This window comes from Nostocoides australiense Ben110 (assembly GCF_001050535.1).
GTDB classification, from domain to species: Bacteria; Actinomycetota; Actinomycetes; order Actinomycetales; family Dermatophilaceae; genus Nostocoides_A; species Nostocoides_A australiense.
Genome location: NZ_HG764815.1, coordinates 798339 through 810700, shown reverse-complemented (window position 1 = coordinate 810700; position 12362 = coordinate 798339). Strand labels below are relative to the sequence as shown.

The 12362-nt window shown below is 68.9% G+C and carries 12 protein-coding genes; 6 read left to right on the top strand and 6 right to left on the bottom strand.

Going from position 1 to position 12362, the window contains the following annotated elements; all coding sequences use genetic code 11:
• From BN11_RS03840 to BN11_RS03825, 4 genes are all read right to left on the bottom strand, one after another.
• Positions 1-922, bottom strand: a 922-nt coding sequence (locus BN11_RS03840; RefSeq protein WP_048694714.1) for a M20/M25/M40 family metallo-hydrolase, incomplete at its 3' end; no start/stop codon positions are given.
• Between the two features lie 12 nt (positions 923-934).
• A complete protein-coding gene (locus BN11_RS03835; RefSeq protein ID WP_048694709.1) occupies positions 935-2080 on the bottom strand; it encodes an alpha/beta hydrolase in 1146 nt (381 codons plus the stop codon).
• Complete coding sequence (locus tag BN11_RS03830) at positions 2077-3015, bottom strand: type 1 glutamine amidotransferase family protein (RefSeq protein WP_048694705.1); 939 nt, start codon at positions 3013-3015, stop codon at positions 2077-2079. The genes BN11_RS03835 and BN11_RS03830 overlap by 4 nt, the downstream gene beginning before the upstream one ends.
• 11 nt (positions 3016-3026) lie before the next feature.
• The gene (locus BN11_RS03825; protein WP_048694702.1) at positions 3027-4250 is read right to left on the bottom strand and encodes an ATP-grasp domain-containing protein; all 1224 of its coding nucleotides are present in this window, start codon (positions 4248-4250) and stop codon (positions 3027-3029) included.
• Between the two features lie 452 nt (positions 4251-4702).
• On the opposite strand from BN11_RS03825, the gene BN11_RS03820 reads away from it, so the two are divergent.
• The 5 genes from BN11_RS03820 (at position 4703) to BN11_RS03800 (ending at position 9462) form a co-directional block, all read left to right on the top strand.
• On the top strand, positions 4703-5605 hold the full coding sequence (locus tag BN11_RS03820; protein ID WP_048694699.1) for an ABC transporter ATP-binding protein: 903 nt from the start codon (positions 4703-4705) through the stop codon (positions 5603-5605).
• A complete protein-coding gene (locus BN11_RS03815; RefSeq protein ID WP_048694695.1) occupies positions 5602-6660 on the top strand; it encodes an ABC transporter permease in 1059 nt (352 codons plus the stop codon). The genes BN11_RS03820 and BN11_RS03815 overlap by 4 nt, the downstream gene beginning before the upstream one ends.
• 176 nt (positions 6661-6836) lie before the next feature.
• The gene (locus tag BN11_RS03810) at positions 6837-7190 is read left to right on the top strand and encodes a YciI family protein (protein WP_048694694.1); all 354 of its coding nucleotides are present in this window, start codon (positions 6837-6839) and stop codon (positions 7188-7190) included.
• A 31-nt stretch (positions 7191-7221) separates the two neighbouring features.
• Complete coding sequence (locus tag BN11_RS03805) at positions 7222-8469, top strand: RNA polymerase sigma factor (RefSeq protein ID WP_048694691.1); 1248 nt, start codon at positions 7222-7224, stop codon at positions 8467-8469.
• A gap of 135 nt (positions 8470-8604) precedes the next feature.
• Positions 8605-9462, top strand: a complete 858-nt coding sequence (locus tag BN11_RS03800; RefSeq protein WP_048694689.1) for a TolB-like translocation protein — start codon at positions 8605-8607, stop codon at positions 9460-9462.
• On the opposite strand, the gene BN11_RS03795 is transcribed toward BN11_RS03800, so the two are convergent.
• Positions 9384-10484, bottom strand: coding sequence for a PQQ-dependent sugar dehydrogenase (locus tag BN11_RS03795; protein WP_162213153.1), 1101 nt, complete (start codon positions 10482-10484; stop codon positions 9384-9386). The two genes, BN11_RS03800 and BN11_RS03795, sit on opposite strands and share 79 nt — an antisense overlap.
• A 153-nt stretch (positions 10485-10637) precedes the next feature.
• Positions 10638-11750, bottom strand: coding sequence for a lactonase family protein (locus BN11_RS03790; protein ID WP_048694686.1), 1113 nt, complete (start codon positions 11748-11750; stop codon positions 10638-10640).
• A gap of 74 nt (positions 11751-11824) precedes the next feature.
• On the opposite strand from BN11_RS03790, the gene BN11_RS23390 reads away from it, so the two are divergent.
• On the top strand, positions 11825-12362 hold a 538-nt coding region (locus tag BN11_RS23390), incomplete at its 3' end, for a DUF3662 domain-containing protein (RefSeq protein WP_162213152.1).

The window sequence follows — 12362 nt, the reverse complement described above, 5'->3', positions numbered from 1 at the left end:
CGGCGGGCCGGGCCCACAGCAGGTCGCCGATCTGCCCGTCCCCCAACGGTTTCACTCCGTCGAGGAGCGCCGCGTCCGCGCCGAAGCGCCGCGGGTCGTATGCCGCGCCCTCCCACACCCCGGTCGCGTCCAGCCCGTCGATGGTCGTCTCGCCGGACGGCGAACGCAGCGACGCCAGGGCGGTCAGCAGCGCTTGCAGCGCGTCGGGGGCGGCGCCGCCGTACATGCCCGAGTGCGCGGCGTGCTCCATCGTGCGCACGGTGATGCGCACCGAGCCGGTGCCGCGCAGCGAGGTCGTCAGGGTCGGCTGCCCGAGGGCGATATTGCCCGTGTCAGCCATGACGATGACGTCGGCGGTCACCAGATCGGGACGCGCCCGGGCCAGCGCCTCCATCCCGCCGGCCGACTGCTCTTCCGAACCTTCCACCAGCACAACGAGATCCACGGGCCACTCGGCACTCGTGGCAGACAACGCCCGCAGCGCCGTGAGAATGGCGACCAGATTGCCCTTGCAGTCGGCGGCGCCGCGCCCATACCACCGGCCGTCGCGTTCGGTGAGAGTCCACGGGTCGCTCGACCACGCGGCGACGTCCCCCGCCGGCACGACGTCGTGGTGGGTGTAGAGCAGCACTCGCGGCCGCGCCGGAGCGGTGCCGGCAGGCCGTGCCGTCGATCGTCCGATGACGGCGGTGGAGCCGTCCGGGGTCTCGATCGACTCGACCTCGAGGCCGACCTCGGTGAGGAGATCGGCAACCGCACTCGCCGCGGCCGCGCACTGGGCCGGATCCTCGATGCGCGGATCGAAGACCGACCGCAGACCGACCAAGCGGGCGAGGTCGAGGCGGGCCCGCGGCATACCGTCGGCGACCGCGGCCCGGAGCGCTTCACCCGCCGGATCGGGTTGTCCCTCAATCGAAGTCATCGTCAGGCCCCGCTATTCGTAGACATACTTCTGCGGCCCGGGATAGAGCCAGGACAGGCCCGACTGGAGCCGGTCGCGCCAGTTGTCCCAGTTGTGACCGTCGCGGTTCTCCTCGTATTTCACCGTGATGCCGACCTCGCGGAAGACCGAGACCATGGAACGATTGGGCGTGATCAGGGGCTCGTAGATGCCGCACGACATGTAGAGGCGCTCGGTGAACCGGGTTGGTTTGGCGCGGTAGCGGTTGACGAACTTCACGACGGGGTCGAAGGCCGGCCCGCCACCGTGGTCCTGACCGATGTCGGTGAAGGCCAGCGACGCGGACTGGATGAGCATCGAGCCGAAGACCCCGGGATAGCGCACCCCCGTCGTGACGGAGGCGACGCCGCCGAAACTCGCGCCCATCAGGCATCGCCCCAGCGGCGACTCGACCAGGGGATAGGCCTCCTCGAGCATGGGCAGCAGCTCCCGCGCCAGGAAACGGGCGTGCGGGGCATTGTTGGCGTATTCCCGCAGCCGGTCGTGCGGCGGCACGAAGGCGACGATCATCGGTGCGATGTCGAGCCGGTGGATCAGGTTGTCCAGCACCGTTTTCATGGCCGAGAACTGCACATATTCGGGTCCGTCGTGGACGATCAGCAGTGGATAGCGCAGCACCGGGTTGAAGCGAGCGGGCGTGTAGATGAGCATCTGCTGCTCACGCCGCAAGGCCTTGCTCCGCATCCGGTGCTCGATCAGGTCGCCGGGCCGGGTCTCCGGATCGGGAACGGCCCACGACGGCACGTGATAGCCCTCGCCGGCGCACACCGAACTCGACCCCATCGGCGAGTGCGCGACGCGTTCGTTCAGCGGATCGTTGAAGCGCTCGTAGTGATCGCCGCGTCGCGTCTCGAGCTGATACTCCACCCGCGACCCGGCCGGCAGGTCGCACGTCGCGGCCCAGAGATCGGTCTCGCCGATCCGCTTCATCGGCAGCGGGTCGGGCAGGCCGACCACCCGGTGCCGGACGAACACCTCGTCCGCGTGGCCGAGGAAGAGGAAGGTCGCGTTCTGGCCCTCGATGATCGGCGAGCGGTACCTCTCGACGAACTGCGCCACCAGCTCGGGGCCGAGATCGGCGCGTTCCCGGAGCCGGTTGATCGCGAGTTTCCTTCTCACGCATCATCACCCGCCCGGATCAGCCCGTCCGCGCCGACGCGTCGCGCGTTGAGGGGGATGGTCCCGGTGGCCCCGAAGTCGAGCACCGCCCCGTCGTCGAGGAGCACGCACTCGGCCGGTTCGAACCGCAACGCGAGCATCCCCAGCCGCTCCGGGTCGTCCATCCGCAGCCGGCGCCGGGCGTGCGGGAAGGCGACGACGCCGTGGACCCGCCCCAGGCCGGCGTCGAAGAGCTCGGTCTCCTGCGACCCCTCCGGGCCGTGGTCGTGGAAGAGCGCGATGCGCTCGGTCAGCGCCATCGCCCCCGCCGACCACGCGATCACCGACACCGCATGCGGGATCGTCACGTCGAAGAGCCGCAGCGAACTCATCAGTGTCCGGATGTTGCCACCCGGCAAAATCCATGCGACACAGTCGTTCTGAGCGGCACGCACCTCCGCCCGATGCCACGCGATGACGTCACTGGAGTTCACGCCGCCGTCGACCTCGAGTTCGCCGTAGAGCCGGCGCACCTCCGCGAGGTACCACGTGTCGATGGCGCGGATGCCGGCGACGGCGTCTGCCAGGGCGCGGTAGGCCGCGGAGTTGCGTGCGCGGGACGGGTGGCTGGGGACGAGCCGCTGCACGGCATACACGCCCCCCATGGCGTGCTGCAACCGGACGCGATAGACGTTCGTCAGCTCGTCGTGCCGGTCCCGAAACCTACTGGCCTGCAATGCAAACCCGGGGTCCTTCTCGAGCACGTCCGCCAACCGGTGAAAGAGCCGCAGGTTGCGGGCGCGGTTGTCCAGGGCGGCGTCCAACTCTCCGATGTCGTCCTCGCGCTCCTCCCACCCGGCGTTGATCACCGCGACCGGTCCCTCGGTCTCGAGAGAGCGCAGGGCCCCGGTCACGCGGACGGTGAAGCGCTGGGGACCCAGCAAGATGGTGCGCACGGCGGAACTGGTCAGCCTCCGTAGACGTGGATGGTGCGGCCGACGTCGTCGAGCATGCCGCGCAGCACGTCATAGTCCGGATGCTTCAGGCGCACGTAGGCATTGGCCATGTAACCCGCCTCGACCGCCTGGGTCAGGTGACCGACGTGCGGGAAGTGGGTGTCGATGACCCACTGCCCGTAGCGGCCCATGACCTCCTCGATGCCGCTGTATCCCGTGATGACGCCGTCGCGGTCGGGCCGCAGCGCGACGAGCCCTGCCGAGTAGGCGCGGCTCATCTCGCGCTCTTTCGTGCCATGGGTCATCACGTGCGCCCACTCGCGATAGACATCGACGTCATTGCCCGCGGTGTACAGGTCCCAGCAGCCGACACCCGGTGGGCGGCACCCGATCTCGCTGAAGCGCAACCCTTTTGGTCCGTAGAACCACTCCATGTGCGTGGCCGAAGTGCCGATGTCGAAGGCCTCGATGACGCGGTGGCCGAGTTCGGCGACCTCGTCGTAGAAGTCCGAGTCGGACATCCGGTTGGTCGCGATGAACTGCGGGCTGATCCAGCGGGTGCGCATCGCCTCCAGGACGTTGGGGTAGTAGTGCGTGGTCCAGTCGTGGACGACCTCGTTGTCGTGGCAGATCGTGTCGTAGAAGCCCTCGTGACCCTCGACGAACTCCTCGACGGCGATCGAAGTGGCCCCCTCCGCCCCGAAGACGGTGATCGCGTGGGCCAGCTCGGTGTCGTTGTCGACGCGGGTCGTGCCCTGGGCGCCGGCGCCGGCGCGTGGTTTGAGGATGAGCGGGTAGCCCACCTCGGCCGCGAAGTCCCAGATCTCGCTCGCGTGATCCGCGGCCGTCGAGGCCGCCGTCGGCACCCCGACCTTGCGCAGCGCCTCCTTCATCGACGGCTTGTCCCGGCACAGCCACGTCGCGTGCACCGACGTGCCGGGGATGCCGGTCTTCTCCCGGACCTGGGCGGCCGGCATGGTGTGTGCTTCGACGGTCGCCTCGAGCTTGTCGACCCACATCTTGGACTGGATGTACTGGACCGCGTCGGTCAGCTCCCGCTGATTGGTGACATTGGAGACCTTGTAATAGCCGAGCATCGCATCGCGCAACTCGTCATCGAGATGCCACTCCTCCGACTCGCCCACGCCGATGACGTTGGCTCCCACGGCGGCCAGCGCGAGAACGAAACGGCGCTGGTTGCTGGGGAAGCCGGGCTCGACGAAGACGATGTTCATGACTCACGAGCTTAGGGCCCCCTTCACCCGTCAGCTGATGTTCTCGTTTGATTCACCCGAGATCACCCGTGTTGGACGCTCGGAGCGCAGAAGTGTGGAAGGCGGCCAGTCTCGTCCGAGGAGCGATTGACCGTGTCCCAGATCAACCGCCGCACCCTCATCCAGGCCAGCGGAGCAGCCGGCCTCACCATGCTGACACCGGGCCTCGCCCGAGCAGCGACCCTGCCTGGGCGCCACGACTACGGTGACATCCGCGACATCGAACATACGGATCTGGCGTCGTACTGCCTTACCGTCCGGACGTCCCCGTCCCGGTATGCAGTACCTCGCAGGCACCCCGCACGGCTGGTGGCATTCCCAACAGGCATTCGCGCGACCGGAATCGCTAATTCCCGGCAAAGAAGATCCTCAACCGGTGGCGACGGTGGTCGCTCTCGTGTTTGGATCGGCGCATGACCAACGTCATCGAGACGCGCGGGCTGGTCAAGAGGTACGGGGACCTCACCGCGGTGGACCATGTCGACATCACGGTGCCGCAAGGCACCTTCTTCGGCTTGCTCGGACCAAACGGGGCCGGCAAGACCACCACCCTCGAAATGATCGAGGGCATCCGGGAACCCGACGAGGGCGACGTGCGGCTCTTCGGCGAGAAGGTTTGGCCGCGTAATCGCGCCGTGCTGCCCCGCATCGGGGTGCAGTTGCAGGCCTCGGCCTTCTTCGAGCGGCTGTCCGTGGAGGAGCAGTTGCGCTGCTTCGCCGACCTGTATGCCGTCGACCACAAGCAGATCGACCGCATGATCGAGATGGTCGGGCTGCAGGAGAAGCGCAAGACCCGGACCGAAGATCTCTCCGGCGGGCAGAAGCAGCGGCTGTCGATCGCCTGCTCACTCATCCACGACCCGGAGGTCGTCTTCCTCGACGAGCCGACGGCTGCGTTGGACCCGCAGGCTCGGCGCAACCTATGGGACGTGCTGCGCGCCATCAACGACGAGGGCCGCACGGTCGTCCTGACGACCCACTACATGGACGAGGCCGAGATCCTCTGCGACCAGATCGCGATCATCGACCGCGGCCAGATCCTGACCACCGACACCCCCCGCAATCTGATCACCGGGCTGGGATCGGCATACCGGATCCTCGTCAGCGAAGGCGTCCTGAGCGACCAGGAGGCCGCAGCGTTGCCGGGCGTCGACAGCGCAAGCCTGAGCGACGGGACTCTGGCCATCACTACCCATACCCCCTCCCCCGTGCTCGCAGCGCTCGCCGAACGCGATGCGCTGCAAGGACTTCAGGTCACCGGAGCGACACTCGAGGACGTCTTCTTGACCCTGACCGGACGGGAGTACCGCGCATGACCAGCTTCTGGGCGCTGACGCGGGCGCAATGGTTCGGGTTCTGGCGCGACAAGCAGAACTGGTTCTGGCTGCTCGCCTTCCCGCTGATGTTCCTCGTGCTCTTCGGGTTCCTCTTCCGGGACGCCGGAGCGAGCAAGAGCAGCCTGACGCAGATCGGCTCGGTCGCGATCATCGACCAGTTGCCGGCGGAGGCCAAGGCGCAGTTCGACAACCTCTTCGAGGTCACCAAGACCGACGACGCGGCAGCGGCGCTGGAGGAGGTGCGCAAGGGCGACGTCGACGGAGCGGTGGAGCAGAAGGGCAACGAGGTCATCCTGCATTACAGCCAGGCCGACCAGGTCAAGGCGGCGACCGTGCGCGGGACGCTCGGCGCTTTCGTCGACGGCGCCAATGTCGCGATGTCCGGCCAGCCCCCGACCTTCACCCTCAAAGCCGAAGCGGCGGAGGACGACTCACTCAAACCCATCCAGTTCATCGCGCCCGGCCTGCTCGGCTGGGCAGTGGCGATGGGCGCGACCTTCAACGCCGCGATGCCCTTCGTGACCTGGCGGACCAACAAGCTGCTGCGGCGGCTGCGGCTGGCGCCGATGCGCACCGAGTCGCTGGTCTCCTCGCGGCTGCTGGTCTCGATCGCCGTCGCCATGATCCAGATGGGCGTCTTCCTGGCTGTCGGGGTCGGGCTGTTCGACCTGAAGCTGACCGGCTCGTGGTGGATGGCGATACCGCTGCTGCTGTGCGCGACGATCGCCTTCATGGCCATCGGCCTGATCGCCGGCGCCATCTCCAAGACCGCCGAGGCGGCCTCGGGCATCGCCAACGTCATCATCTTGCCGATGGCCTTCCTGTCGGGTTCCTTCATCCCCCTCGACCAGGCGCCGAGCTGGCTGCAGACGATCGCGAAGTTTCTCCCGCTCGGCCAGCTCAACGAGGGTCTGCTCGACAGCCTGGTCCGCGGCGAAGGTCCCGGCGCTGCGCTGATGCCGATGGTGTACCTCCTCGGCTTCGCCGTCGTCTTCGGCCTCATCGCCGCCCGCCTCTTCCGCTGGGAGGATTGACCCCGCCCACGTCGAAAGCGCACGACACGCCGTAATGCGTGTCGCATTACGGCGTGTCGTGCACTTTCGACGTGGGGGTGCACTTTCGACATGGGAGTTGTGTCGATTTCCCTCGCCCTCGCGCGACACCATGGTGACGGCGCCCGCCGTCGAGACGAATTGCGAAGGAGCACACCATGAAGTACTTGGTCTTGTTGATCGGCGACGGCGAGGAGCAGCCGTGGCCGAGCCTCACCGAGGCGGAACAGGGCGCGCTGATGCAGAAGTTCGGCGAGTTCGATGCCGAATGTCAGGCGCGCGAGGGCGTCGAGATCCTCGGCGGGGAGGCCCTCGGCGGGCCGTCCGACGCAACGGTCATGCGCACCCGCGGCGGCGAGGTCACGCTCACCGAGGGGCCGTATGCCGAGGCGCTCGAGGGCCTCGGCGGCTTCTACCTCGTCGAGTCCCCCGATCTCGACACCCTCGTCGACTGCCTGAGGAAGCTGCCGCGCTATGACATGCAGATCGCGCCCGTGCTCGACATGTCCTGAGTCGGCCCCGTCGAACAGCTGAGGGTATGCCGTGACGCCGGGCGGACCCGGCCCGCACCCCGTCCTCGCGCAGGTCGTGCGCGAGGACTGGGGGCGGCTGCTCGGGCTGCTGATCCGCCGACACGGCCGCCCCGATCTCGCCGAGGACGCGCTGGCCGAGGCCCTGGCGAGCGCCGCGGAGCAGTGGCCGCGCGACGGCATACCGGACAACCCGCAGGGGTGGCTGACGCAGGTGGCGTCCCGACGTCTCCTCGACGCCATCCGGCGGGAGGCGACCGCGGCGGGGAAGGCGCACCTGCTCGCGGTGCCGGAGGAGGCGCCGCCGCGGCATACCCACGGCCCGGGCGGAACCGAGGACGACCGATTGCCGCTCCTCTTCATGGCCACCCACCCCGCGCTGGCGCCGGAGGTGCGCCCGGCGCTCGCGCTGCGGTTCGTCCTCGGAGTCCCGACCGCCGACATCGCCGCGCTCTTTCTCGTCCCCACCACCACCATGGCGGCCCGGCTCACCCGCGCAAAGCAGCGGCTCCGCGCGATCGGCGCCGGCTTCCGCGTGCCCGAGGAGCCGGACCTCGGCGCCCGTGTCGACGATGTCGCGCGGGCGATCTACCTGGCCTTCACGGCCGGCTACGCCCCGCGCGAGGGGGAGGCCGTCGTCCACGTCGAGGCGACGAGCGAGGCGGTCCGCCTGGCCCACCTCACCCGCGCACTGCTGCCGAATACTGTTGTGCTGCAAGCCCTTTGTGCACTCCTCACGCTGCAGCACGCCCGCCGTGACGCGCGCACCGACGAGCAGGGCGGGCTCGTGCGGCTTGCGGACCAGGACCGGTCGCTCTGGCGTCGCGACGAGATCGACGCGGGTTTGGTTCTCCTGCAGGGGCTTTCGCCAACCAAGGGGTATGCGGAGGAGTTGCGCCTACAAGCGCTGGTCGGCGCCTTCCACGACAGCGCCGCCACCTCCGCCGAGACCGACTGGGCCGCCATCGCTCGTACCTACGCCCGGTTGGAGCGCCTCACCGGCTCGCCGATCGTGCGCCTCAACCGGGCGGTCGCCGTCGCCGAGGTGAGCGGCCCGATGGCCGGCCTGCGCCTCCTCCAAGTCGCCGCCGACCAACTGCCCGGTCACCACCGCATCCACGTGGTGCGCGCCGGGCTGCTGCGCCGCGAGGGCGACACCGAGGGTGCGCGGGCGGCATACGACCAAGCCCTGAAAACCTGCCCCGACGGCCCCGAGCGCCGCCACCTGCTCTCCCGGCTCGGCGAGCTGCCGCCGGCATAGGTCTTCCGCCGGCACGAATCTCGTCATTCCGGCACCTGCGCGGTCGTTGCCCGCCACGATGTGTCGTGCGGCAGCACGCGCGTCCCGCGGTCTGCCCGCACATTTCGTGGGGCACCTCTCGGGAAGGGAAAGGGCATGAACAAGCTGGGCCGCATCCGGCCCGACGGCAAGGCGGTCGTCTTCAGTTCACGCGCGTCCAACCTGGTCACCGGTGACACCAACGGCCAGCGCGACGTCTTCATTCGCGACCTGGTCGCCAACACCACCAAACGCATCTCGCTGACCGGAACCGGTGGCCAGGTCCACGACGCCTACCCCGGTGTCGACTACTCCACCGACGGCAAGAAGATCGGCTGGTTCCGCAATGAATGCGACACCGCAGCGTGCAGCTCCGGGACGGGATACCTCATGCAATGGTCGGCGGCCACGGGCAAGTCCGTCGTCGTCGCGGCTAAGTCGTGGTCGGAGTCTCCCTTTTCCATCGGGCCCATCCGTGCTGGCCTGAACGCTGTCGGGGTCAGCTCGGTGGGCGAGCATGACGGCGACATCTCGATCGCCACCCCGACGAGTGAAGTCTATGGCTTCGACTGCGAGACATGCGCCTTCGACATCGCCGCGTCCGGCACCGTGGGCGCGCTGGGCGAATCCACCAACCTCAAAGTTCACCAAGGGCAAGACGTGGCAGACGTTGCCTGCCAGCCAGATGGCTATCTACGGGGTCGCCATCACCCCGGACGGCGTCAAGATCGCGTTCAACGCCGAATTCTGGAACAACCCGATCTCGCAGCAGGTGTGCCTGTGCGACACGGCCGGCACCACCGCGACCGCCGTCAGCCTCCCGACGGGGCAGTCCGCCGCCTGCCCGGGTCGGCCAGGGCTGGCGCCGCCGCGGACCAGGGCGGTGTCGAGACCGACTACTTGGGCGTGACCCGCAAGACCTGGTCGGTGCTTCCGTTGGCGGTCAGGACGTACAGGGATCCGTCGGGAGCCTGACGCACCGTGCGCAGGCGGCCGAAGCGATCGTTGAGTTCGGGCACCTGGGCCGTGGAGCGCACATTTCCGGCCGCATCCAGAGCCAGCGCCAGCACACCTTCATCCTTCAGGAGCGCGGCGAACAGCTGACCGGAGTAGGTGCCCCACGCACTCCCCGTCACGAAGCTGATGCCCGACGTCGCGATGGTGGACGCACCGGAGGTCCACTTGGCCGGGACCGCGTTGGGGAACTTCTCGAGGTCCGTCATCGGGACGTCCTGGTTGTAGCCGTCCGGTCCCTTCGGATCCCAGCCGTAGTTGCGCGCCTTGAGCACCAGGTTGATCTCGTCGTCCCAGTCGGGTCCGTGCTCGGCACTGAAGACCTGCGTGGTCCCCGGCCGCGCCGCAAGTCCCTGGACGTTGCGGTGCCCGTAGTTCCAGACGAACCGTTTCGGACTCGTGGCGCTTGCCCACGGGTTGTCACGCGGAGCCGAGCCGTTGGGCAGAACCCGAAGAATCTTGCCGGCGAGGCTGGTGAGCGACTGCGGGCCGGAGGCCAGGGCGGCATCGCCGGTGCCGACCAGGAGGCTGCCGTCGGGGAGGAAGAGCAGGCGACACCCGTAGTGCGGGTTGCCGAGCGGTATGCCGCTGATCACCGGAGTCCCGGATCGCACCGCTCGCGTGCCGTCCGCCGAGAGCCGCCACCGCACCACCCGCACGTCCTTCGGAGTGCGGTTGGTCTGGCACGTGTAGAAGAGCCGGTTCGTGGCGAATCCCGGGTCGACCACCATCCCCATCAATCCTCCGCTGGCGATCGTGACCACGCCGGAGAAGTCCGCGGCCACGCGCTGGCGCGGAACGGCCGGATTGGTGTTGACCAGCCAGAGCCGGCCGGGCCGCTCGTTGAGCAGATAGTGCGTGGAATCGGTGAAGGCGAGATCCCATGGGATGTCCAGATTGCGTTGCACCACCTGCACGGCCAGCCCGGGAGCACCGGCGCGGTCCGCCGCGGCGGGCGCGGCGACCCCGGCAACGGCGCTCAACCCGCACACCACCAGCGCACCGACGGTCGCCGCGAGGGGCCGCGACGTGCGACGGGCAGGGAGCCGGCGCGACGGACGAAATGCCATAGCTCTCACCAAGCCGATCACGAGATGCGGAGTTCTATCCCAGTGAACTACGCGACCGGGTTCGTGTCATGTCCTACTGATGAGCGTCACGCACCGAGCAGGACCACGTGTGAGCCCAGGACCCGTCACTGTCCCCGCCCAACGGTCGGGCGACGCCCGGCCGGTCAGCCCACGATGCGCACCCAGTTGGCCCCGGCGCCGACGGGGGCGCGGTCGAGCACCGTGAGCGAGCCGTCCGCCTCGACGCGCGACAGGGCGGCGTGGGTGGACTGCTCGCCGACGGCCACCACATAGGGCGCCGTCGGCGGTGACCGTGAACCCGCGCGGCTGCTTCTCGGTGCTGCTGTATGCCGCGGGCTCGCCCAATGCTCCCCCCTCACCCACCGGGATGCTCGTGATGAGGGAGGAGGAGCGCTCGGAAGTGAGCAGCCAGTCGCCGGCCCGCCAGATGTCGGCCCCCCAGATGAGTGGCTCCTTCAAGGGCTCCTTGCCGTAGGCGCTGACCGCCAGCCCCGAGCCGGGCACCACCGTGTCGACCGCCTCGGCCATCGACAGCGTCCCGTCGGCGCCGATGTCATAGCGGATCGCCTGCCCCGTGAACTCGGTGATCAGATAGGCCGAGGCCCCGTCGAGACACAGGTGCCGCGCCCCCGACCCCCGGGGTGCGTCGACGACCAGCGGCTCCTTCGGCGCCAGCACCCCATCGGCCGACAACGAGAGCTGGGCGATCAGGTCCTCGCCGAGGGAGACGGCATACACGTCGGCGCCGGAGGCGACCACGCAGTGCAGGTTGCGGTACGAGAACTCGCCGCAGTGCTCCTCGAGCCGACCGCCCTCGGCGAGTGGCCAGACCCAGCCGTGGCCGGCACCATACGACACGCCGAGCAGGAACGACCCGCCATGGGCGAGGGAGAGATAGGTCACCGCCCCTCCGACGCTCGTGCGGCGCACCTGCGACAACGCCCCCGTCGCCGGGTCCAGCGCGAGCGTGGCGACCCCGGGCTCGTCGCCCTTGTCAGCGGCATACACCAGCCCCCGTGCGGAATCCACGGCGAAGGTGCCGCACCCCGGCAACCCGGTCGCCGTCGCCAGCGGAACCAACCGCCCGGCCTCGCGGTCCAAGCGCAGCGTGCTGATGGTGCCGTCGCCGGCGTTGGCGGTCAGAACCAATTCACCCATGCCGACACTCTAAGGACGGAACGGGTGATCAGCACCGCCCGTTACGATCAGCGTTGAAGTCGAGGAGGTGACTGGTGGGACGATTGCAGCGCATCGAGAACAAGCTCGAGCGCGCCATCAATGGTGCCTTCGCCAAGGCCTTCCGGGCCGAGGTGCAACCGGTCGAGATCGCGAGCGCGGTGCGGCGGGCCATGGACGACGGGGCGACGTCGCTGGCCAGGGGCCGCACGTTCGTGCCGACCCGCTATCGCGTGGTGTTGTCGGAGACCGACTACGACCGGTTGACCGCCTACGAGGACGATCTCGGCGACGAACTGGTGGCCGCCGCCGAGGAGCACGCGGAGTCGCAGCGTTACCTGACCAAGAACGACTTTGGCATGAGTTTCGCCAAGGACGGCGCGCTCGAGACCGGTGTCTTCCAGATCGTCACCGAGGACGAGCCGGCGCCAGCCGCAGCGCGTCGTATGCCGCCCGCTCTCGATGGCGACGATCCGCGCGCCCCCGCGCGCTCCGGTGAGCGGTTCCGCTCCCCGGGTCAGCGGGAGACGTGGGAGCCGGACCGGGCCGAGCCGCAGCCGGGCGAGGCGGGCTGGCGGGAGGCGGACCGGCGGG

Coding starts and splice junctions, on each gene's coding strand:
- BN11_RS03825 (WP_048694702.1), bottom strand. CDS start 4,250: ATGAACATCGTCTTCGTCGAGCCCGGCTTCCCCAGCAACCAGCGCCGT.
- BN11_RS03820 (WP_048694699.1), top strand. CDS start 4,703: ATGACCAACGTCATCGAGACGCGCGGGCTGGTCAAGAGGTACGGGGAC.
- BN11_RS03815 (WP_048694695.1), top strand. CDS start 5,602: ATGACCAGCTTCTGGGCGCTGACGCGGGCGCAATGGTTCGGGTTCTGG.
- BN11_RS03810 (WP_048694694.1), top strand. CDS start 6,837: ATGAAGTACTTGGTCTTGTTGATCGGCGACGGCGAGGAGCAGCCGTGG.
- BN11_RS03800 (WP_048694689.1), top strand. CDS start 8,605: ATGAACAAGCTGGGCCGCATCCGGCCCGACGGCAAGGCGGTCGTCTTC.
- BN11_RS03790 (WP_048694686.1), bottom strand. CDS start 11,750: ATGGGTGAATTGGTTCTGACCGCCAACGCCGGCGACGGCACCATCAGC.